The organism is Phenylobacterium sp. (assembly GCF_036963605.1).
Taxonomy (GTDB): domain Bacteria; phylum Pseudomonadota; class Alphaproteobacteria; order Caulobacterales; family Caulobacteraceae; genus Phenylobacterium.
The window spans coordinates 12,545-34,345 of sequence record NZ_JBALUY010000018.1 but is presented as its reverse complement, the minus strand read 5'-3'; the positions used below and the strand labels follow the sequence as shown (position 1 = coordinate 34,345).

Here is a 21,801-nt window from a genome sequence, read left to right as displayed (position 1 = left end):
TCGCCGTCAATTCGGAAGGCCGCTACGGCTTCGCCGAAGGCGTCTGGGCCGGCATGCCGGTGAAGACCACCGCGCCGGGCGCCTATGAGGTCGTCACCTCCTACGAGATGGACGAGTTCGCCAAGTCGAAGATCGCCATCACCAATGACGAGCTGGTCGGCGAGCGCGACACCGTGAAGGACATGCTCGGCTGATCGCCTGGTTTGTGCGGGTCGTGGCGTTCGCGCCGCGGCCCGCATGTCCGACCGGCGCCAGGGGTCTTGCGCCCCGCAGCCGCAGAGGCCACATCTGGCCCATGTTCATCCAGACCGAAACCACCCCGAACCCCGAGGTCCTGAAGTTCCTGCCCGGCCGCGACGTGGCCGGCGAGGGGAGCCACGACTTCCGCACCATGGAGGCGGCCCAGGCTTCGCCCCTGGCGGCCGATCTCTTCGATATCGAAGGGGTGGAGCGGGTCTTCTTCGGGCCGGACTTCGTCACCGTGGGCAAGGATGTCCATTCGGCCTGGCCGCACCTGAAGGCGCCGATCCTGGCGGCCATCATGGACCACTTCACCTCCGGCCGGCCCCTGTTCACTGGCGAGGCCGCCGCCCTGGACGAGGTCGAGCCCGTCTATGAGGGCGAGGTCGCCCAGATCGTCACCGAGATCAAGGAGCTGCTGGACAGCCGCATCCGCCCGGCCGTGGCCCAGGACGGCGGCGACATCGTCTTCTCCCGCTTCGAGGCCGACACCGGCGTGGTCTGGCTGCACATGAAGGGCGCCTGCGCCGGCTGCCCCTCGTCCACCGCGACGCTCAAGTCCGGGGTCGAGAACATGCTCAAGCACTACGTCCCCGAAGTGACCCGGGTCGAACAGACCCTGTAGGGCGCGGACGCCCTTCTTTTAGCCCCTGGCCAAGGCGCTGGCCGCCTTGCCGTCATACTGGCCGCCGAAGTTCGTCTTCAGGTGGGCCATGATGGTCCCGACATTGGCGTCGGGGTTTGCGGCTCGGAAGTCGTCGATGGCCTGGCGCAGTTCCGAGTCCGTCATCTGCTTCGGGCCATACGAGGACAGGATCGCCCGCTCGGTTTCAGCGGCCTTGGCGCGCTGGTCGACCTTGGACGCATCGCCACCCGCCTCGATCAGGCGCGCGCGCTCGCTCGCGAGATTCTCCAGGGTCAGTTTCGTATTCTTCAGGAACTTCGCGACGGTTGCGGCGACCTTTTCATCGGTGATTTCCGTCACACCGCGCTTGAACTCCTCGGTCGTGATCTGCGTGGCTTCGCCGATCAGCGTGGTGAGCAGGTCAGCCTTCAGACGGTCGTTCGACTTACGCGCCGCGAGTTGGTCAGCCTTGAGCTCGTCGAGCAGAGCCATGTCGCCGTCCTTTCAATTCAATCTGTTCGGCCGTTCCGGAGTGGGTGAGCGAGACCGCCGTTCAAGCGCGCGCGCGCCGTAGGGCCACCGTAGCAGGCGCAGCCATATCCATCGCCGCATTCCGTCAGCCGTGCGCCAGGCGCGGTGATTGGCTGAGAGCCGGATTCCGGACATTCCTCAGCCGGGACAAAGGTCCGGTTGCCGATCAGGTGGCCGCGGCTGAATCCGACCCTTAGCAGACGCCGAACACGTCCGCTGATGATGAAGGGCGTCGGGTTAGGGGCAGAACTCTCGACGATGATCGCGGAGGTATTGGGCATAATCGCGCTGATCACCCTGAGCCATAAATGACGAGCTGATGTCGAAGACCAGCGTCTTGGCGTTTCCATCGGCTGTAGTGATCGAGATGACGTCGGAATAAGGGTTGCCGGGTCTGAGAAGCCGCCGGTGATCAACCAGCGCCTGGCCGTGGAAAGTAAAGCCTGGATAGTGTTTCCGTGTCCAAGCCTGCTCTGTCCTGACCCCCGCGAGATCGGCATGAGCAATAACTTGAATTATATCACAATGATAACTTCTGAGAATCGTTCGGGTTGTCGTCTGCTCCAGGCCCTCAATATCGAAGCGCTCGACCACCTCCTCTTCGCTTGCCCTGGACACTCGCACCTGTTCCGGAAGGTCTATCGAAACGGCGGCGGCCAGCGCAGCCAGGAAAGCTAGCGCTACACAGGGGACGATCAGGGGCACCAGCGATCTTCTGCGGCCCGTGAGTTGGCGGAAAGCAGGCAGATTGACCGCCACGATGCACGCCGCGCAGACGCTAATCCCAATCAACGCAATGGCCCTTGGCCAGCCGCCGTCCTGGATAAAAGGTACTAACCCCAGCGCCAGGGCAAGCATGGTAAACGTGAATGTCGCACTATTTGTCGTAAGGAAGTGCGGAGGCAGCCTGATCATAAACCGGAGGTTTGCCTGATACCGCTCTGCTTACAACTTCCTCGTCTAGATGAGTGGCGGAGGGCAAGATCTGCTACCCGGCTTGCGGTCGATGTCCGTTTCCCACCCTCCTCAGCGGTTCAGGTCGTCTGCTATGCGGCCGCCCGCTCAACCATGCCGGCCCTCTGGGTCTGGCTGAACCCGACCTAGTGGGAGCTGTGGCGCAGACCTGGGGGCAAGACGCGGCTAGCGAGTCTTCTTACCAGGACGCTGAGTCAACGCCGAACCAGCGGCGCTCTTGGCCGTCTTCGAGGCGACAGGACTAGACAGAACTTTTGCGGCCTTCGAAGCTGCGGCCTTGCTCGTAACTTCCTTGGCGCTACCACGCTGAGTTAGCGCTGAGCCGGCCGCGCTTTTCGTAGCGGCGCTAGACTTAGGATTGCTCAGCACCTTCGCAGCAGCTGATGCCGCCTTCTTGCTAGTCTTCTCACTGGCCACGCTCGCCCCTCCATTAGATAGCACTACGCGAACGTGGTGAATCTTCCCAGCAGTCGCTGGGGTTTTACCACTCACCGCAAGAACGGTCGCCCGTTGTGTTAGTACGGAAGCTGCAAGCGACTTGGCTGACTTGGATGACTTCGGGCTACTCAAGACCTTGCCTGCAGCGCTTTTCAGCCCTGCCGACGGCGTCTTACTAACCTCCAGCACCGACCGCTGGTTCGACACCTCGGCCACGCGCTTCGATTGCTGCTTGAGCCAAGCGACCCTGGATGGCGGCAAGGGTCGGCTCACGACCAAGGATTTGCCCTTCGACGTCGGTGAGGCAGTCAAGGCCGTGGCCAAGCTGCTCGCGCCAGAATTTTTCGAGGGCTTCACCATGCTTGTCTCTTAACACAGCTAGGGTTTCCGGCCTGAGCGCAATTTGGTGCGCATCGCGGCTCTTCGTAAGTGTCGTCATCGCGACAACGCGTCCGCCGCGCGTTTCAACATACCCTTTGAGGTTGGCTAGTGTTCCACCGACGCCGACATGGTCGTCCACGAGCACGTAGCGCGCTCCGAACTGCACCTCTCCGTCGAACGTGGCCGGCGTCACTAGCCGGTTGAACGCCGGCGCCCGCGTGTGACCGACCGTGTTGCTCTGTACAATCTCACCGGAGCTCACAGGTAGATCCAGTTCACGCGCGAGGACCTGCGCCATCGCATCTGGGATGGCGTTGAAGCCTAATGTCTCTTCCGCCGTGATGGGCAATAGGATCGCCGGCTCTCCGGCCAAGAGCTCCCGAATCGCCTCTGATCCCGCATCCGTCAGCAGATCAATTGCGAGCACGAGCGCCGCTTCGGCGTCGCCGGACTTCGCTACCAGATACTCGGGGTGATTATCCCGCAACGCGGTTTCTGTATGGACGACCACCTGAGGAAAGCCCGCTGGCCAGGGCGTTCGCGGCGGCAAAAGGGCCGGCTCGACATCTTCCATTCGATAGCCCGCTACACCTCTTCGCAGCATGGCTGCTCAAACGCAGTGCTATCTCGTCGTGGCGTATCGTCAACTCCCCTGCGCTCTCGCCCAAGCTATGCGGATCACAGCGGCTTCCCAGCTAGCCACCCCATAACAGCTATGTGTAAGGGCCGACTGTCTCACTCCACGTCGGCTCTGCGTCCAACCCCGTCATTGGCGATTTGGCGTTGCGACGACGTCCGCCTATCGGAACGCGCTCTAGGCGCGGGCCTCCCTAGCGCTTGGCCAGGACCGCCGAGGCCAGGGGGCGCCGGCGCGCCACGCTGGTGGCGGACCAGACCAGGACCGAGGTCGAGAGCAGGATGCCTGAGACCAGGGCGCCGATGGCCAGCAGGCCGGCCGGCGTGACCTTTACCTTGGCTGTGAACCGGGCGTCGCCCATGCGGAAGCTGGCGGCGGCGGTGTTGGGGTCTAGCATGTCCATGGGGCCTCCCTTGGGTTGAGGATGAGGCCAATACCTTGGCGCACGCTCCGTTCCCCGCGCCAGCCCAGGCCGCCTGGCGCTTTCCAATTTCGATCGGGGCTGGTAGCGCCCGCCTATGATCGTGCTCGCCCTCGACACCTGCCTGGACGCCTGCTCGCTCGCCGTGCTGGGCGGCGGGACCGTGCGCGCCCAGGCGAGCCATCCCATGGGTCGGGGCCACCAGGAGGCGGTCGCGCCCCTGGCGCAGGCCGTGATGCGCGAGGCGGGCCTGGCCTTTTCCGACCTTGAGCGGATCGGCGTGACCATCGGGCCGGGGTCTTTCACCGGCCTGCGGGTGGGGCTGGCCTTCGCCAAGGGGCTGGGCGCGGCGCTGTCCATCCCGGTGGTGGGGGTCGGAACCCTGGCCGCCCTGGCCGAGCCCCTGGGTCCGGGACTGGTCTTCGCCGTCATCGACGCCCGCCGGGGCCAGGTCTATCTGCAGGCCTTTTCCGATGGCCGTCCGTTGATGGCGCCTGACGCCGTGGACGTGGCGACGGCCGCGGCCCGGGTGGCCGAGCTGTCGGGCGGTCGCGACGCCGTCCTGGCCGGCAGCGGGGCAGTCTTACTGGCCGACCTGATGCCCGACGCCCGCATCCTTGAGGCGCCCGCCTGCGATCCTGCCGCTGTGGCCCGCTTGGCCGCAACCCAGACCAACCCGGCGCCGCCGCGGCCCCTCTATCTGCGGGCGCCTGACGCCCGGCTGCCCGGCGGCGCGCCGGGACCGGACATGGCATGAGCCTCACCCTTGGCCCCGCGGGCCCTGATGCGGCCGAGACCCTGGCCGCCCTGCACGCGCAGGCCTTCGACAAGCCCTGGAGCGCCTCGGAGATCGCCGCCCTGATCGGCGGGGCCGGCGCCTATGCGGTGCTGGCCAAGGATGAGGCGCCGCTCGGCATGGTGATGTCGCGCAACCTGTTCGAGGAGGCCGAGATCCTCAGCCTGGCCGTGGCCCCGGACGCCCGGCGGCGCGGGATCGGCCTCGCCCTGGTCACCGCGGCGGCGGGCCTGGCGCGCCAGGGGGGCGCCTCAAGCCTGATCCTGGAGGTGGGCGAGGACAATCCCGGCGCTGTCGCCCTTTATGACCGGGCGGGCTTCGTCCAGGTCGGCCGCCGCCGCGACTACTACGACCGGGGGGGCAGACGTATCGACGCCTTGTTGATGAGGCTCGATCTTAACAGCGAGCGGCCTTAGACCTATTCTTTAGGTTCAGCGACCAGGAGGACCGGCGTGGATCGGATCGAAAATCTCTGCATCGAAAAAGGGATGCGCATGACCGAGCAGCGCCGGGTGATCGCCCGTGTGCTCTCGAACGCCGACGACCATCCCGATGTGGAAGAGCTGTACCGACGCGCCCACCAGGTCGATCCGCACATCTCCATCGCCACGGTCTACCGCACGGTGCGATTGTTCGAAGAGGCCGGCATCATCGCGCGGCTGGACTTCCGCGACGGCCGCTCGCGCTATGAAGAGGCCACCGACGACCACCACGATCACCTGATCGACATGAAGACCGGCAAGGTGGTGGAGTTCGTCGATCCGGAGATCGAGGCCCTGCAGGTGGCCATCGCCCGCAAGCTGGGCTACCAGCTCGTGGACCACCGGCTGGAGCTCTATGGCGTGCCCCTGGAGGACTGAGGCCGGTCAAGGGCGCGCGCAGCGCCGGTTCGCCGGTGGCGCGAACCGCTTGAACCCCTCGCCTCGCGACCCCATAAGGCCTGAATGACCCCCGCCGCGCCCCCAAAGCGCCTCTTCATCAAGACCTACGGCTGTCAGATGAATGTCTATGACAGCGAGCGCATGGCCGACGTGCTGGCGCCGCTGGGCTATGGCATGACCGACACGCCCGAGGATGCGGACCTGGTGGTGCTCAACACCTGCCACATCCGCGAAAAGGCCACCGAGAAGGTCTATTCGGAGCTCGGCCAGATCCGGCTGATGAAGCTGGCCCGCCAGGAGGCCGGCGGCGCCATGACCATCGCCGTGGCCGGCTGCGTCGCCCAGGCCGAGGGCGAGGAGATCATGCGCCGGCAGCCCGCGGTGGACCTGGTGGTCGGACCCCAGGCCTATCACCAGCTGCCCGAGCTGATCGCCCGCACCCACCGGGCCCGCGGCGAGCGCCTGGCCGCCGATTTCGCCGCCGAGGACAAGTTCGACGCCCTGCCGACCGCGCGCAACGCCAGCGGGGTCACCGCCTTCCTTACCGTGCAGGAGGGCTGCGACAAGTTCTGCACCTTCTGTGTGGTGCCCTATACCCGCGGGGCCGAATGGTCGCGGCCGGCCGCCGCCATCCTGGCCGAGGCCCGGAGCCTGGCCGACCAGGGGGTGCGCGAAGTCACCCTGCTGGGTCAGAACGTCAACGCCTACCGCGATCCGGATGCCGGCGGCGGCCTGGCGGCCCTGGCCCGCGCCCTGGCCAAGATCCCCGGCCTGGATCGCATCCGCTACACCACCAGCCATCCCCGGGACATGGATGACGAGCTGATCGCCGCCCATGGGGAGCTGGACGCCTTCATGCCGTTCCTGCACCTGCCGGTGCAGTCGGGCTCGGACCGCATCCTCAAGGCCATGAACCGCGGCCATACGGTCGAGGCCTATCTTAAGCTGATCGAGAAGATCCGGGCCGCCCGGCCCGACATCGCCATCTCGTCGGACTACATTGTCGGCTTCCCCGGCGAGCGGGACTCCGACTTTGAGGCGACCCTCGCCCTGGTGCGCCAGATGAGCCACGCCAGCGCATTCTCGTTCAAATATTCCCGCCGCCCCGGCACGCCGGCCGCGGCCCTGCCCGGCCAGGTGGCCGAAGAGGTCAAGGCCGAGCGCCTGGCCCGCCTGCAGGCGGTGCTGGACGAACAGCAGGTGGCGTTCAACGCCGCTCAGGTGGGCAAGACCCTGCCGGTATTGTTCGAGCGCCTGGGCCGCCATCCGGGCCAGCTGGTCGGCCGCAGCCCCTATCTTCAGGGCGTCCATGCGCAGGCCGATCCCTCGCTGATCGGCCAGATCGCGCCCGTGCGCATCGAGGCGGCGAGCAAGAACAGCCTTTCGGGCGTTCTGGTGGAAAGCCCCGTGCAGGCGCCAGCCCTGGAGCCCCTTTGAGCCGCGCCCCTGAATTCATCGTCCTGACCGACGCGGCCGCCCGCGCCGTCAGCGGAACCAACAGCCGCCACGCCGCTCTGCTGGAGGACGCCTTCGGAGTCCTGGTGGAGACGCCGGGCGGCGGCGTGCAGCTGAGCGGCGACGCCAAGTCCCGCGGCATGGCCAAGCGGGCCATCCAGGCCCTGGCCAGCCGCGCCGACCAGGGGCTGGAGATCAACGAGGCCGATGTCCGCGTGGCCATCGGCCAGGCCCGCATCGGCTCCGGCGCAGCGCCTGGCGGCCTGCCGGTGGGGCGCCGCGGCCAGGTGGCGCCCAAGACGCCGGCCCAGGCCCGCTATCTCAAGGCGCTCACCGATCATCCGCTGGTCTTTGGCCTGGGCCCCGCCGGCACCGGCAAGACCTTCCTGGCCGTGGCCCATGGGGCGGGCCTGCTGCTGCGCGGCGAGGTGGACCGGCTCATCGTCAGCCGCCCGGCCGTCGAGGCGGGCGAGCGCCTGGGCTTTCTGCCCGGTGACCTGTCGGAAAAGGTCGATCCCTACATGGCCCCGGTCTGGGAGGCCCTGACCGACATCATGGGGGTCGATCAGTTCCGCCGGCGCCGGGAAAAGGGCGAGATCGAACTTGCCCCCATCGCCTTCATGCGCGGCCGCACCCTGTCGCAGGCCTTCGTCATCGTCGACGAGGCCCAGAACGCCACCCGCCTGCAGATGAAGATGGTCCTGACCCGCCTGGGCGAAGGCGCGCGCATGGCGGTGACCGGCGATCCCAGCCAGGTGGATCTGGTCAACGCCCGGGACTCCGGCCTCGCCCACGCGGTCAGCCTGCTGGACGGGGTGGAAGGGGTGGGCGTCGCCCGCTTCGCGGCCGAGGACGTGGTCCGCCATCCGCTGGTGGAGCGCATCGTGCGCGCCTACGAGGCCGACGCGGCCATGAACGGACGACCCGATTGATCGATATCGAGATCGAGGACGAGGCCTGGGCCGACGCCCTGCCGGACGCCCCTGTCCTGGTGCGGGCCGCGGCGCTCGCCGCCCTGGACGGCGCAGGCAAGCGGCCGGCTGCGGCAGAGACGGACTCGGCGTCGGGCCTGGTGGCGGTGCTGCTGACCGATGACGAGGCTGTGGCCGACCTCAACGCCGAATACCGGCGCAAGGCCGGGCCGACCAATGTGCTGTCCTTCCCCGCCGCACAGAATCCTGAGGGATTTCTAGGCGATCTGGCCCTAGCCTATGGCGTCTGCGCCCGCGAGGCCGAGCAACAGAACAAGTCTCTGGCCGATCACCTGCAGCACCTTGTGGCGCACGGGGTCCTGCATCTTGTAGGCTATGACCATATGAACGAGGACGAGGCCGCCGATATGGAGGGCCTGGAACGGCGAATACTCGCCGGCCTGGGCGTTGCAGATCCCTATGCGGCCGAACAGGGAGACCATGACTAGTTCGGAAGATCGAAGTCCGCCCGAGCCCGCCCCACCCCGACAGGGCGGCGGGTTTCGGGCGATACTGAAACGTTTCAGCCGCAACGGCGCCCCCACCGAGACCGTGGAGGCGCAGGCCGAGCCGGAAAACCGCATGGTGCGGCAGGCCGTGGCCTTCCAGTCCCTGCGGGTGGACGATGTGATGACGCCGCGGGCCGACATCATCGCCGTCGAGCTCACCACCCCCTTCGGCGAGGTGGTTGACCGCTTCATCGACGCCGAACATTCCCGAATGCCGATCTATCGCGAGACCCTGGACGATCCCGTGGGCGTGGTTCACGTCAAGGACGTCTTCCGGCTGCTCTCGGCCAACGGGTCGGGTCCCAAGGCTGATGAGGCCTTTCTCCATCGGGTGCGCCGGGACGCCCTGTATGTGCCGGCCTCCATGCGCGCCGCCGACCTGCTGCTGCAGATGCAGGCCGCCCGCACCCACATGGCCCTTGTCATCGACGAGTTCGGCGGCACCGATGGCCTGGTGACGCTGGAGGACCTGATCGAGGCGGTGGTCGGCGAGATCGACGACGAGCACGATGTGGCCCAGGCCAAGTCGATCATCGCCCGGCCAGGCGGGGTCTTCGAGGCCGACGCCCGGGCCCCCCTGGAAGAGCTCGAGGCGGCGGTCGGCCTCGCCCTGGCGCCGCCGGACCTGGAAGAAGAGATCGACACGGTGGCGGGCCTGGTCACGGCGCTCGCCGGCCGCGTGCCCCAGCGGGGCGAACTGATCGAGCACCCCGCCGGGTTCGAGCTGCAGGTGATGGACGCCGATCCCCGGCGGGTGAAGCGGGTGCGCCTGCGGCCGACCCCGGCTGCAACCCCAGCTGGGGCGACCGGAGCGGCCAGCCCGGCGATGGGCGAGGCTTGAGCGCCGTCCTGAACCGGCTGGGCGGCATATTGCAGGCCCTGGAGGCCAGGGCCTGGCGCCGCGCGCTGCTGGCCCTGGTCGCCGGTCTCGCGGTGGCCCTGGCCCATCCGCCGTTCGGGATCCTGCCGGGCCTGCTGGGCCTGGCCCTGCTGCTGCGGCTGGGGGATGGCGCTGGCCCGCGCCGCCCCCTGGCCTCGGCCTTTTTCCGCGGCTGGCTGGCGGGGCTGGGCTATTTCGCGCTCAGCGTCTGGTGGGTCACCGAGGCCTTTCTGGTGGACGCCGCGGCGCACGGCTGGATGGCGCCCTTCGCGCTCATCTTCCTGGCCGGCGGCCTGGCCCTGTTCTGGGGGGCGGGCCTCCTCCTTTATCGGCTGATCGCGCCCAAGGGGCCTGGCCGGGTGCTGGTCTTCGCCGGCGCGCTGGCCCTGGTGGAATGGCTGCGCGGCAACATCCTCACAGGCTTCCCCTGGAACCTGGTGGGGGAGGCCTGGCGGGCCGGCGGCGCGCCCTCCCAGGCTGCGGCCCTGGTCGGCGCCTATGGCCTGACCTGGCTGACCCTGGCCCTGGCCGCCAGTCCCGCCGTCCTGCCCGGGCTGGAGCGACGCAGCCGGCGGATCGTCGGCGCCAGCGCGCTTGGGCTCCTGGTCCTGCTCTATGCCGGCGGCCTCTGGCGCCTGGCGGCGGCCCCGGCTGCGCGGGACTCCGCGGCCGTGGTGCGGATCGTCCAGGCCGATGTGGACCAGAAGGACAAGTGGCGTCCGGAAAATCTCGACCTGATCTTCGACGACTATCTGCGCCTCTCCACCCAGCCGGCGGCGGTGACCCCGGACGTGGTGATCTGGCCCGAGGGCGCCCTGCCGGCGGTGATCGACGACCTGCTGGCGCCCGGCCGGCCCTACGCGGCGCGCCTGTCGGCCGCCTTGCCTGAAGGTCAGGTGCTCATGCTGGGCGCAAACCGTGTGGGCTTGGGGGACGAAGCAGAGCTCGACTACTTCAACACCCTGGTCGCCTTCCGCCGGGCCGAGGCTGGCGGACTTGAGGTCCTGGGGCTCTATGACAAGCATCGCCTCGTGCCCTTCGGGGAGTATCTGCCCCTTGGCGACGCCATGACCCGCCTTGGCCTGCGCAGCCTGGTCAACATGCCCGAGGACTTCACCGCCGGGCCGCCGCCGCGGCCCCTGACCCTGCCCGGCCTGCCGCCGGTGCAGCCGCTCATCTGCTACGAGGCCCTGTTCCCCCGGTTCACCGGCCAGGCGGGCGCCCGCGGCGGGGTGCGGGCCGAATGGATCCTGAATGTGTCCAATGACGCCTGGTTCGGCGCCACGAGCGGCCCCTGGCAGCATCTGAACCTGGCCAGTTACCGGGCCATCGAAGAGGGCCTGCCCCTGGTCCGCTCCACCCCCACCGGCGTGTCCGGCGTCATCGACGCCCGGGGCCGGCTGCAGGCCGGCGCCTGGATGAGCCAGGGCCGCCAGGGCGTGATCGACTCCGCCCTGCCGCCGCCCGACGCGCCGACTCCGTTCTCGCGCTTCGGAAACCTGCCCTTCGCCCTGATGCTGCTCGTTTCAGGAGCTATGAGCGTCGCACCTTTGCTCCGTCGGCGATGAAGCGGCTTGCGGGCGGTTTGCCCTTTTGCGAGTGAAGCGCAGTTCGGTTAAGGGAGCGCCATGACCAAGGACCTCGATCTCGACCGATCCCCCAATCCGGTCGATCGGCACGTGGGCCTGCGCATCCGACTGCGCCGGAAGGAGCTGGGCGTCAGCCAGGAAAAGCTGGCCGACTCCATCGGCCTGACCTTCCAGCAGGTCCAGAAGTACGAGCGGGCGGCCAACCGGGTCAGCGCCTCGAAGCTCTGGGAGGTCGCCCGCGCCCTGAAGACCTCCATCGCCTATTTCTACGAAGGTCTCGGCGATCCCGCCCAGCAGGCCCACGGCGACGACGGCCGCGATACGGTCCATGACTTCCTGCTGACGCCGGAGGGCATGGAGCTCGCCACCCTGTTCCCCCGCATCCGCCGAACCCGGGTGCGGCGGCGTCTGCTGGACCTGGTGCGGACCATGGCCGAGGAGTCGGAAGCCGATCTCGAGGACACGGAGAGCGCCGAAGAAGTCTGACCGCACCGCTTGCGGGATATAAGGATTTCTTTATAGGGTGCCCGGCAAGTTGCCGGCCCGCCACGTGCGCGGCCGCCTTCGCCTGACCGGAGCCCCGATTTTGAGCCGTTCCTCCTATATCTTCACCAGCGAAAGCGTCTCTGAAGGCCATCCCGACAAGGTCGCCGATCGGATTTCCGACACGGTGGTCGACGCCTTCATCGCCGCCGAGCCCCAGGCCCGAGTGGCCTGCGAAACCCTGGTGACCACCAACCGCATCGTGCTCGCCGGCGAAGTGCGCGCCGGGCGCCCCGGCGCCTCGAAGGCCGAGAACAAGGCCCTGACCAAGGAAATCGTCCATAGCCTGGAGCCCAAGGTTCGCCTGGCGGTGAAGGATATCGGCTACGCCCAGAAGGGCTTCCACTGGGATAAGGCCAAGTTCGCCTGCTATCTGCACGCCCAGTCCGAGCACATCGCCCAGGGCGTCGACGCCAGCGACAAGAAGGACGAGGGCGCCGGCGACCAGGGCATCATGTTCGGCTATGCCTGCGACGAGACCGCCGAGCTGATGCCCGCGGCCCTGCAGTATTCGCACAACATTCTCAAGCGCCTGGCCGAGGTGCGCCATTCCGGGGAATGCGAGGCCCTGGAGCCCGACGCCAAGAGCCAGGTCACCCTGCGCTATGAGGACGGCAAGCCCGTCGAGGTGCTGAAGATCGTCGTCTCGACCCAGCACAAGAAGCGGATCGGCCTGCACACGGCCACGCCCAAGCGCGTGCAGGAGATGATCAAGCCCTATGTGGAAGGCGTCATCCCCGAGGGTCTGATCACCCGCAAGACCCAGTGGCTGGTCAATCCCACTGGCAAGTTCGAGATCGGCGGGCCGGACGGCGACGCCGGCCTGACCGGCCGCAAGATCATCGTCGACACCTATGGCGGCGCCGCCCCCCATGGCGGCGGCGCCTTCTCCGGCAAGGATCCCACCAAGGTGGACCGCTCGGCGGCCTATGCCTGTCGCTACCTGGCCAAGAATGTGGTCGCCGCGGGCCTTGCCCGCCGCTGCACCATCCAGATCAGCTACGCCATCGGCGTGGCCGAGCCCCTGTCCTTCTATGTGGACCTGCACGGCGAGGGCCATGTGGACCCGACCAAGCTGGAACTGGTCCTGCCCGAGCTGATCGGCGGGGCCACCCCGCGTGCCATCCGCGAGCACCTGGGCCTCAATCGGCCGATCTACGCCCGCACCGCGGCCTATGGCCATTTCGGCCGCGAGCCGGACAATGAGGGCGGCTTCTCCTGGGAGAAGACCGATCTGGTCGACCAGCTGAAGAGCCTGGCCTAAGACGAGACGACCGGCGCGCGCCGTCCACGACAGGGACGCCGCGCCGGTCTAAGGCTCTGCCCATGACGTCTGATCCCCATCCCCCGATGCGTTCCTTCGGGCGCATCAAGTCGCGGCCGATCAAGCCGCGGCAGGCCGCCCTGATGGACAGTCTGCTGCCCAAGATCCGCTGCCCGCTCGAGGACTTCGATCCCCGCGACCTTTGGCCTGAGGCCAAGACCGTCTGGCTGGAGATCGGCTTCGGCGGCGGCGAGCACATGGCCGCCCAGGCTGGCCGCGCGCCTGAGGCCCTGATCCTGGGCGCCGAGCCGTTCCAGAACGGCGTCGCCAGCGCGCTGCGCCATATCGACGAACAGGGCCTGGACAATGTCCGCCTGCACGACGGGGATGTCCGCGAGCTGATGGCCCGGCTGCCGGACGGTTGTCTGGACCGGGTGTTCATCCTGTTTCCCGACCCCTGGCCCAAGGCCCGGCACAACAAGCGCCGGCTGGTGCAGGCCGAGCTGATCGCCGAACTCGCCCGGCTGATGGCGCCTGGCGGCCGGCTGCGCTTCGCCACCGACTGGGCCGACTATGCCGACTGGACCCTGGAGCGGTTCCTGGCCTCGCCGGACTTCGCCTGGCCGGCCGAGCGGGCGCAGGACTGGCGCGAGCCGCCGGCCGACCACATCACCACCCGCTATGAGGAAAAGCGCCTGGGCGACTGCGCCCCGGTGTTCCTGGATTTCGTCCGGGTCTGAAGCCCGCCCACGAAAAAGGGGACGGTCAGCACCCTGACCGCCCCCTCTGAAACAAGACCTGTCTTCGCCGATTACTTCTTGGCGTTCAGGGCCCGCTCGATGCCGGCCCGGATCAGGGCGGCGGTCTCGTCGGGATCGGCCCAACGGACGATGTCGACGCTCTTGCCCTTCTCCAGGTCCTTGTAGTGCTTGAAGAAGTGGGCGATCTGCTCGGTCAGGATGGTGGGCAGGCCGCGCCAGGATTCGACGCCCGTATAGAAGGGGTGCAGCTGGTCCACCGGCACGGCCAGGACCTTTTCGTCGGCGCCGGCCTCGTCGGTCATCATCAGGGTGCCCACCGGGCGGCAGCGGATGATCGCGCCGGGGACCACAGGCGTCGGGCCGACCACCATCACGTCCATCGGGTCGCCGTCCTCCGACAGGGTGTGGGGGATGAAGCCGTAATTGCCCGGATAGAACATGGCCGTATGCAGGAACCGGTCGACCAAGAGCGCGCCGGAGTCCTTGTCGAGTTCGTACTTCACCGGTTCGCCGCCCTGCGGGATCTCGATGATGGCGTTCACGTCGTAGGGCGGGTTCACGCCGATGGCGATCTTGGAAAGGTCCATGTTCGAAATGACTCTTGTGATCTGTCTCGGGGAGGAGAAGGGCCTCCCATAGGGCCAAAACCGGTCTGGGGAAACGGGGTTTGGCGCCCAGACGCGGATCAGCGCCGGCGCCGGCGCCTCTTGCGCAGAGCTCCGCCCTATCGCCCAGGGGGCTGCGACTCGGCCACGGGGGTTACGGGAAGGGTGACAAGCCCGTTGCAAGGGCCTATATTTACGGCAACATCGTCCGATAGCGCTGGATAGCGCTTTCGAGCGGCGGGCTCCGGCCCAGCCGCTTTTTTCTTTGCCTGAGGACGGCTGGAGCTATGCGCGGCAAGACCGCAGAGGATTTGAGACTGCTGGAGCTGCTCGACCCCGTGGCCGAGGCGGCGGGCTATGAGATCGTGCGCCTGCGCCTGATGGGCGGCGAACAGCAGCGCCGGCTGCAGATCATGGCCGAGACGCCGGACGGCGAGATGAATGTCGATGACTGCGCCGCCCTGTCCCGGGCCGTGGCCGAGATCATGGACGCCGCCGACCCCATCTCCGGGGAATATGTGCTGGAGGTCTCCTCGCCGGGGATCGACCGGCCGCTGACCCGGCTGAAGGACTTCGACACCTACGAAGGCTATGAGGCGAGGCTCGAGCTGGACCGCATGGCCGAGGGCCGCAAGCGTTTCCGCGGCGCCCTGGCTGGAACCGAAGAGGGCCAGGTCTGCCTGGACCTGGAGGGCGAGGACGAGACCGTGCTCGTGCCCTTTGACTGGATCGTCGAGGCCAAGCTGGTCCTGACCGATGAACTGATGAAACGCGGAGCCGAGCAGCGCGCCGAGCGCATCGCCTCCGACGGCGCCGTATCCCACCAAGAGGATTAGACCCATGAGCCTGACCGGCATCTCCGCCAACCGGCTGGAGCTTCTGCAGATCGCCGAGGCGGTGGCCCGCGAGAAATCGATCGACAAGGAGATCGTCATCGAGGCGATCGAAGAGGCGATCCAGAAGGGCGCGCGCTCCCGCTACGGGGCCGAGCACGACATCCGGGTGAATATCGATCCCAAGACCGGCGAGACCGTGATCAAGCGGGTCGTCACCGTGGTGTCCGACGACGCCGCCTGGGACGAGGAGGCCGGCGAAGAGGCCCCTCCCGGCGTCCTGCGCCTGTCCGAGGCCCGCCGCGACGACCCCAAGGCGGAGATCGGCACGGTCTACGAGGAAGTGCTGCCGCCCTTCGAGTTCGGCCGGGTGCAGACCCAGATGGCCCGCCAGGTGGTGACCGGCAAGGTCCGCGAGGCCGAGCGCGAGCGTCAGCACGAGGAATTCAAGGATCGGGTCGGCGAGATCATCAGCGGCTCGGTCAAGCGGGTCGAGTACGGCAATGTCGTCGTCGATCTGGGCCGCGGCGAAGGCATCATGCGCCGGGACCAGTCGATCCCCCGCGAGAACTTCAATATCGGCGACCGGATCCGCTGCTACATCTATGACGTCCGCCGCGAGACCAAGGGTCCGCAGATCCTGCTCTCCCGCGCCCACGGCGGCTTCATGGCCAAGCTGTTCGCCCAGGAGGTGCCCGAGGTCTATGACGGCGTGATCGAGATCCGCGCCGTGGCCCGCGATCCCGGCAGCCGCGCCAAGATGGCGGTGGTCTCCAATGACAGCTCCATCGACCCCGTCGGCGCCTGCGTCGGCATGCGCGGCAGCCGCGTCCAGGCGGTGGTCGCCGAGCTGCAGGGCGAGAAGATCGACATCATCCAGTGGAGCCCGGACGAGCCCACCTTCATCGTCAATGCGCTCGCCCCGGCCGAGGTGTCGAAGGTGGTGCTGGACGAGGAGGACGAGCGCGTCGAGGTGGTGGTGCCCGATGAGCAGCTCAGCCTCGCCATCGGCCGCCGCGGCCAGAACGTCCGCCTGGCCAGCCAGCTGACCGGCTGGCAGATCGACATCATGACCGAAAGCCAGGAGAGCGAGCGCCGCCAGCGCGAGTTCGCCGAGCGCACCGCCCTGTTCCAGGAAGCCCTGGACGTGGACGAGGTCATCGCCCAGCTGCTGGTCACCGAGGGCTTCGCCACCGTCGAGGACGTGGCCTATGTGGAGACCGCCGAGGTGGCCTCCATCGAGGGCTTCGACGAGGACACGGCCGAGGAAATCCAGGCCCGCGCCCGGGACTTCCTGGACCGCGAAGCCGCCGAATACGACGCCAAGCGCAAGGCGCTCGGCGTCGAGGACGGCCTGCTGGAAATCAACGGCGTCACCCTGCCCATGGCCGTGGCCCTGGGCGAGGGCGAGGTGAAGACCGTCGAGGACCTGGCCGACCTGACCCCGGACGACCTGCGCGGCTGGTACGAGAACCGCAATGGCGAGCGGGTGCGCGAGAACGGCATCCTGGAAAGCTTTGGCCTGGAGCCGGCTGACGCCGAGGCCCTGATCGTGCGCGCCCGGGTGGCCATGGGCTGGATCGAGGCCCCGCCCGAGCCCGAGCCCGATCTGGACGAGATCGCCCCGGAGCTCACCGAGGAAGAGATGGTCTTTGGCCGGGCCGGCGCCGCCAGCGCCCCGACCGCCGAAGCCGAGCCTGAGGCCGAGGCCCCCGAGGCGGACGCCGAAGCCGAGGTTGCGGCTCCGGCCGAGGATGCGGACGAGACCTAGACCCTGTGCCCGACCCGGAACCGAACGAACAGGACCTGACCGGTCAGGACCCCGACGTGACGCCCCGGGTCGGACCCGCGACCCTCGCAGAGGCCGCCCGCGAACGCCGCGACGTGGTCTCCGGCGAGACGCGGGAGGAGTCCGCCCTGATCCGCTTCGTGCTGGCGCCGGACGGCACGGTGACGCCGGACCTGGCGCGGAAGCTTCCCGGGCGCGGCGTCTGGGTGGCCGCCGACCGGGCCTCGGTGGAGATCGCCGCGCGCAAGGGCCATTTCGCCCGCTCGGCCAAGACCAAGGCCAAGGCGCCGCCGGATCTCGCCGATCAGGTGGAGATGCTCCTGCAGCGGCGGGTTCTTGACGGCCTGGGGCTTGCGCGGCGCGCCGGACAGCTTATCTCGGGGTTCGAGAAAGTCTCCGCGGCCCTGACATCGGGCCAGGCGGCCTGGCTGATCGAGGCCGCAGACGGCGCCCCGGACGGCCGACGCAAGATTTTCGCCGCCCTCCGGCGTTCCCCACGTCCCGTCGGACAGGTCGGCCTCTTCTCCTCGGCTGAATTGGGTTTGGCCTTGGGGCTGGAGAATGTGATACACACCGCCTTCCTTGCGGGGCGTACCGCCGATCGTTGGGCGCTGGAAGTCCGGCGCCTGGCGGGGTTTCGCCCGCTCCTTCCAGAGAGTTGGCGCGAGGAGCCGTGACGAGGCGGGCGGAACTTTGCGGTTCCGCGCGTCATACCTGTTTGGACGATTAGAAGACGGCCGGCTCATCCGGTCGGTAAGTAAAGCGAGCGCATGAGCGACGACAAAGACAACGGCCGAACCCCAGGCGGACGCCCGCCTCTGACCCTTAAGCCCCGCGGCGCGGGCTCGGTCAGCGCAGGGACGGTGAAGCAGAGCTTCAGCCATGGCCGCTCCAAGACAGTGGTCGTGGAGACCAAGCGTCCGCGCACGCACGCGCCGGCGCCGAGCAATCTGGCCGGCCCGTCGTCCTCCGAGCGGCGGGGATCGGACTCCCGTCCCGCGCCCCGGGGTTCGGGCGACGCGTCTGGCTTGTCGAGCGAAGAGCTTCGCGCGCGCCAGAACGCCATCGAGCGCGCCCGCGAGGCCGCCCTGGCCGCGGCCGAAGCCAAGGCCCGTGAGGAACGCGCCCGCGTCGAACGCGAGGCGGCCGCCAAGGCCGCCGCCGCCCAGGAACAGGCGGCCGCCAAGGCCGCCGAGCCCACGCCTGCCGCTGAAGCGCCGCCGGCCGCTCCGGCGCCCGCGGCGCCTGCAGCCGCGCCGGCCGAAGCCAAGAGCGAGCCCGTCAAGGGCGCGCCGGCTCCAGCCCGGACGCCCGCCCAGGCCGCCCCCCAGGCGCCGGCCGAGCGGCCTCGCGCCGCAAGCCCCCGCACCGAGGGGCCGCGCAACGCCGGCGGCCCCGCCGCGGGCGGCGGTCAGACCCGCTCCTACACCCCCTCGCCCGATCGCCGGGACGACCGGGCCAGCACCACCACCTATCGGCCGCCGCGGCCGCGCTTTGACGCCACCAGCTTCAATCAGCGCGCGCCCCGCCCGGATCGCGAAGGCGCCCGCGCCGAGGCCTCGCCGCCGGCTGATCAGCCGCGCGAGGACCGCTCCACCCCGCGGGGTGAGCGTTCGACGCCGTCGGGCGGCGATACGGTTCGCTATTCGGCCCTGACGCCGCGGCCTGCGCCGCCCCGCGACGGCGCCCGTGGGGCCGGTCGCCCGGTCGCCCCTGGCGCCCCGCCGGCCACCCCCGAAGTCCAACGCGCCGCCCGTCAGGCGCCGCGTCCCGGCGCAGCCAGTCTCGACCGTCGTCCGGAAGAGGAAGACGATCGTCGCGGCAAGCCCCCGGCGCCCGGCAAGGCCATCAGCCGCGGCAAGGGCGCGCCCCAGCGCCGCGAAGGCCGCCTGACCATCCAGGCCCTGGCGGCCGGTGATGAAGGCGCGGTCGAGCGCATGCGGTCCCTGGCCTCGGTTCGCCGGGCCCGTGAGCGCGAGCGTGAAAAGCGCAAGGGCGGCGGCCAGGAAGCGGCCCGTGTCGCCCGCGAAGTCATCATTCCCGACGTCATCACGGTGGGCGAGCTCGCCAACCGCATGACCACCCGCGGGGTCGAGGTCATCAAGTTCCTGATGCGTCAGGGCGTGATGATGAAGATCAACGACGTCATCGATTCCGACACCGCCGAACTGGTGGCCACCGAGTTTGGCCACACCGTCAAGCGCGTCTCGGAGTCCGACGTCGAGACCGGCTTCCTGTCCACCGACAGCGACGACGGCGATGCGCCTCTGCGCTCGCCGGTCGTGGCGGTCATGGGCCACGTCGACCACGGCAAGACCTCGCTGCTGGACGCCCTGCGTTCGGCCGACGTCGCCTCGGGCGAGCACGGCGGCATCACCCAGCACATCGGCGCCTATCAGGTGCGGCTGGAGGACGGCAACCGGGTGACCTTCCTGGACACCCCTGGCCATGCCGCCTTCTCGGCCATGCGCGCCCGCGGCGCCAATGTCACCGACATCGTCATCCTGGTGGTGGCCGCCGACGACGGCGTCATGCCCCAGACGATCGAGGCCATCCAGCACGCCAAGGCGTCCGGCGCCCCGATCATCGTGGCGATCAACAAGATCGACAAACCCGACGCCGATCCGACCCGGGTGATCAACGAGCTGCTGCAGCACGAGATCGTCGTCGAGCGTCTGGGTGGTGAAACCCAGGTGGTCGAAGTCTCGGCCCTGGAAAAGCTCGGCCTGGACGACCTCCTGGAAGCCATCCTGATCCAGGCCGAGGTCATGGAGCTGCGCGCCGATCCGGATCGCACCGCCGAAGGCGTGGTCATCGAGGCCAAGCTCGACCGCGGCCGCGGCGCGGTGTCCACCGTGCTGGTCAAGCGCGGCAGCCTGAAGCGCGGCGACATCGTCGTGGCCGGCGCCAACTGGGGCCGGGTCCGCGCCCTGTTCAACGAGCGTGACGAGCAGCTTGATGCGGCGGGTCCCTCCACGCCGGTCGAGGTCCTTGGCCTCGACGGCACGCCTGAGCCGGGCGAACCCCTGGCCGTGGTGGAGAACGAGGCCCGCGCCCGGGAAATCACCGAATACCGTCAGCGGGTGAAGCGCGAAAAGTCCGGTTCGCCGGTGGCGGGCGCCTCGCTGGCCGACATGATGGCCAAGCTGGCCGACAAGAAGGTCTCCGAGCTGCCGGTCATCGTGAAGGCCGACGTGCAGGGTTCGGCCGAGGCCATTGTCGGCTCGCTCGACAAGATCTCCACCGACGAGGTGCGTGCGCGCATCATCCTGTCGGGGGCCGGCGCGATCAGCGAGAGCGACGTCATGCTGGCCAAGGGCGCCGGTTCGCCGATCCTCGGCTTCAACGTCCGGGCCTCCAAGCAGGCCCGCGACCTGGCCGAGCGCGAGGGCGTGGAGATCCGCTACTATGCGATCATCTACGACCTGATCGACGACATTAAAGGCGTGCTCTCGGGCATGCTGGCGCCGATCCAGCGGGAAACCTTCCTGGGCAACGCCGAGGTGCTCCAGGCCTTCGACATCTCCAAGGTGGGCCGCGTGGCCGGTTGCCGCGTCACCGAGGGCGTGGTCCGCAAGGGCGCCCGCGTCCGGATCATCCGCGACGACGTGGTGGTCCTGGAACTGGGCGTCCTGCAGACGCTCAAGCGCTTCAAGGACGAGGTCAACGAGGTCCCCAACGGTCAGGAATGCGGTATGGCGTTCCAGGGCTTCCAGGACATCAAGGCCGGCGACACCATCGAGTGCTTCAATCTCGAAGAGGTCAAACGCTACCTGTAAAGGCGGCTTAAAGACCGAGGACAGGATTGGGCCGGAGGCGAATATCGTCTCCGGCCTTTCTTCTGGGCGGCCGGCGCGCCTGGGCTTGGGGCGGTCGGCGGCGGCTATTCCGGCGAAGCCTCAGTTCTCCTCGTCGGCGGCCCGACGCAGGGCGCTCATGAGGGCCTGCAGATCGTGGGGCTCCAGCCGCGCGGCGGCCCCGAGCAGCTCCTCCAGCTCGTGTGGTCGGACGTCGCCCTCGACATCCACCCCCGGCAGCCGCAGCCGGCGCGCGCGCGCCATTCCCAGCTTCTCACGCAGGACCTCGATGGCATGCAGGCTGGTGTCGACCTCGAAGCCGAACGCCAGGCTGGCGCCGAAGGGTAGGGTCTGGCCCAGCTTGTCGATCACCAGGCCGGAGCGCAAAAGGATCGTCTCCATCAGCCCCTCGGCCAGCCCGACCAACCGTGAGATTCCGCGCTCGCAGGCCTCCTCCAGCAAGGCGAGGCGCAACTCGCCCGGAGAAATACGGCCCAGCGGCCGCAGGCTCGGCAGGCCTAGCAGGAGGCGGCTGAGCTCCCAGACCTCCTCCGGGCCGCTCAGGCTCGCCCCGGGCGCCAGATGGGCGGCCGGCCCTCGCAGCAGGCTCCAGTCAGCGGTCGGACGAATCCGGCAGCTGGCGGCCAGTTCGCCCCCCGCCTCCAGCACCAGGAAGTAGACCGCCTCGTCGTCATCCCCAGCGTCGACCTCGCCGCCGGCGGCGTCCCGCTGCAGGGGCCAGCCGAGCTGGTCGATGAACATCGCGGCGCGCTGCGCATGCATCATCGCCAGTTCGCGGCGGTACAGGTTGCGATTGCCCGCGGTGACGACATGGATCATTCGCCGTCAGCCCCCAGGTCCCAAGAACCGGGATCGATGT

22 protein-coding genes and 1 pseudogene are annotated in these 21,801 nt (G+C 68.6%); 17 read left to right on the top strand and 6 right to left on the bottom strand.

Annotation, left to right across the window (positions count from 1 at the left end):
- Positions 1-194 (top strand): annotated as a pseudogene (locus tag V7702_RS05280) (malate dehydrogenase); the annotation flags it as partial.
- Positions 195-295: 101 nt separating this feature from the next.
- Entirely contained in the window at positions 296-865 is a 570-nt protein-coding gene (locus V7702_RS05275; protein ID WP_304712666.1) for a NifU family protein, read from the top strand.
- Positions 866-883: 18 nt separating this feature from the next.
- Here V7702_RS05275 and V7702_RS05270 read toward each other — a convergent pair whose 3' ends face one another.
- The 4 genes from V7702_RS05270 to V7702_RS05255 form a co-directional block, all read right to left on the bottom strand.
- Positions 884-1,357 carry a GatB/YqeY domain-containing protein gene (locus tag V7702_RS05270; RefSeq protein ID WP_335649089.1) on the bottom strand — a complete coding sequence of 158 codons (474 nt, stop codon included), beginning with the start codon at positions 1,355-1,357 and terminating at the stop codon, positions 884-886.
- Between the two features lie 276 nt (positions 1,358-1,633).
- On the bottom strand, positions 1,634-2,254 hold the full coding sequence (locus tag V7702_RS05265; protein ID WP_335649088.1) for a hypothetical protein: 621 nt from the start codon (positions 2,252-2,254) through the stop codon (positions 1,634-1,636).
- A 730-nt stretch (positions 2,255-2,984) separates the two neighbouring features.
- Positions 2,985-3,764, bottom strand: coding sequence for a hypothetical protein (locus V7702_RS05260; RefSeq protein WP_335649087.1), 780 nt, complete (start codon positions 3,762-3,764; stop codon positions 2,985-2,987).
- 256 nt (positions 3,765-4,020) lie between these two features.
- Entirely contained in the window at positions 4,021-4,230 is a 210-nt protein-coding gene (locus V7702_RS05255) for a hypothetical protein (protein ID WP_335649086.1), read from the bottom strand.
- Between the two features lie 118 nt (positions 4,231-4,348).
- Here V7702_RS05255 and tsaB point away from each other — a divergent pair, with 118 nt between their 5' ends.
- From tsaB to trmB, 11 genes are all read left to right on the top strand, one after another.
- Positions 4,349-5,005, top strand: coding sequence for a tRNA (adenosine(37)-N6)-threonylcarbamoyltransferase complex dimerization subunit type 1 TsaB (gene tsaB, locus V7702_RS05250; protein WP_335649107.1), 657 nt, complete (start codon positions 4,349-4,351; stop codon positions 5,003-5,005).
- On the top strand, positions 5,002-5,460 hold the full coding sequence (locus V7702_RS05245) for a GNAT family N-acetyltransferase (RefSeq protein WP_335649085.1): 459 nt from the start codon (positions 5,002-5,004) through the stop codon (positions 5,458-5,460). The genes tsaB and V7702_RS05245 overlap by 4 nt, the downstream gene beginning before the upstream one ends.
- A gap of 36 nt (positions 5,461-5,496) precedes the next feature.
- Complete coding sequence (locus V7702_RS05240; protein ID WP_335649084.1) at positions 5,497-5,904, top strand: Fur family transcriptional regulator; 408 nt, start codon at positions 5,497-5,499, stop codon at positions 5,902-5,904.
- An 84-nt stretch (positions 5,905-5,988) separates the two neighbouring features.
- Positions 5,989-7,362, top strand: coding sequence for a tRNA (N6-isopentenyl adenosine(37)-C2)-methylthiotransferase MiaB (gene miaB / locus V7702_RS05235; protein WP_335649083.1), 1,374 nt, complete (start codon positions 5,989-5,991; stop codon positions 7,360-7,362).
- Positions 7,359-8,312 (top strand): PhoH family protein, encoded by a 954-nt coding sequence (locus V7702_RS05230; protein WP_300574395.1) that lies wholly within the window; start codon positions 7,359-7,361, stop codon positions 8,310-8,312. The genes miaB and V7702_RS05230 overlap by 4 nt, the downstream gene beginning before the upstream one ends.
- On the top strand, positions 8,309-8,800 hold the full coding sequence (gene ybeY, locus V7702_RS05225) for an rRNA maturation RNase YbeY (RefSeq protein ID WP_335649082.1): 492 nt from the start codon (positions 8,309-8,311) through the stop codon (positions 8,798-8,800). Before V7702_RS05230 ends, ybeY begins: the two co-directional genes overlap by 4 nt.
- Positions 8,793-9,701 carry a hemolysin family protein gene (locus tag V7702_RS05220; RefSeq protein ID WP_335649081.1) on the top strand — a complete coding sequence of 303 codons (909 nt, stop codon included), beginning with the start codon at positions 8,793-8,795 and terminating at the stop codon, positions 9,699-9,701. Before ybeY ends, V7702_RS05220 begins: the two co-directional genes overlap by 8 nt.
- Complete coding sequence (lnt, locus tag V7702_RS05215) at positions 9,698-11,308, top strand: apolipoprotein N-acyltransferase (protein WP_335649080.1); 1,611 nt, start codon at positions 9,698-9,700, stop codon at positions 11,306-11,308. Before V7702_RS05220 ends, lnt begins: the two co-directional genes overlap by 4 nt.
- Positions 11,309-11,368: 60 nt before the next feature.
- Positions 11,369-11,815: a helix-turn-helix domain-containing protein gene (locus tag V7702_RS05210; RefSeq protein WP_335649079.1), complete on the top strand. Its 447-nt coding sequence runs from the start codon at positions 11,369-11,371 to the stop codon at positions 11,813-11,815.
- A 100-nt stretch (positions 11,816-11,915) separates the two neighbouring features.
- Entirely contained in the window at positions 11,916-13,136 is a 1,221-nt protein-coding gene (gene metK, locus V7702_RS05205; protein ID WP_335649078.1) for a methionine adenosyltransferase, read from the top strand.
- Positions 13,137-13,198: 62 nt separating this feature from the next.
- On the top strand, positions 13,199-13,876 hold the full coding sequence (gene trmB, locus V7702_RS05200; protein WP_335649077.1) for a tRNA (guanosine(46)-N7)-methyltransferase TrmB: 678 nt from the start codon (positions 13,199-13,201) through the stop codon (positions 13,874-13,876).
- Between the two features lie 71 nt (positions 13,877-13,947).
- On the opposite strand, the gene ppa is transcribed toward trmB, so the two are convergent.
- Positions 13,948-14,484: an inorganic diphosphatase gene (gene ppa / locus V7702_RS05195; protein ID WP_335649076.1), complete on the bottom strand. Its 537-nt coding sequence runs from the start codon at positions 14,482-14,484 to the stop codon at positions 13,948-13,950.
- A gap of 305 nt (positions 14,485-14,789) precedes the next feature.
- Between ppa and rimP the strand changes: the two genes are divergently transcribed.
- The 4 genes from rimP to infB all read left to right on the top strand — a co-directional run bounded on the left by rimP (position 14,790) and on the right by infB (position 20,903).
- Positions 14,790-15,338, top strand: coding sequence for a ribosome maturation factor RimP (rimP, locus tag V7702_RS05190; protein WP_335649075.1), 549 nt, complete (start codon positions 14,790-14,792; stop codon positions 15,336-15,338).
- Between the two features lie 4 nt (positions 15,339-15,342).
- Positions 15,343-17,106: a transcription termination factor NusA gene (nusA, locus tag V7702_RS05185; RefSeq protein WP_335649074.1), complete on the top strand. Its 1,764-nt coding sequence runs from the start codon at positions 15,343-15,345 to the stop codon at positions 17,104-17,106.
- Between the two features lie 56 nt (positions 17,107-17,162).
- Complete coding sequence (locus V7702_RS05180) at positions 17,163-17,801, top strand: RNA-binding protein (protein WP_335649106.1); 639 nt, start codon at positions 17,163-17,165, stop codon at positions 17,799-17,801.
- A gap of 93 nt (positions 17,802-17,894) precedes the next feature.
- Entirely contained in the window at positions 17,895-20,903 is a 3,009-nt protein-coding gene (infB, locus tag V7702_RS05175) for a translation initiation factor IF-2 (RefSeq protein WP_335649073.1), read from the top strand.
- A gap of 120 nt (positions 20,904-21,023) precedes the next feature.
- Here the strand turns inward: infB and V7702_RS05170 are convergent, their stop codons facing one another.
- The gene (locus V7702_RS05170) at positions 21,024-21,761 is read right to left on the bottom strand and encodes an acyl-homoserine-lactone synthase (RefSeq protein ID WP_335649072.1); all 738 of its coding nucleotides are present in this window, start codon (positions 21,759-21,761) and stop codon (positions 21,024-21,026) included.
- Between the last annotated feature and the right edge of the window lie 40 nt (positions 21,762-21,801).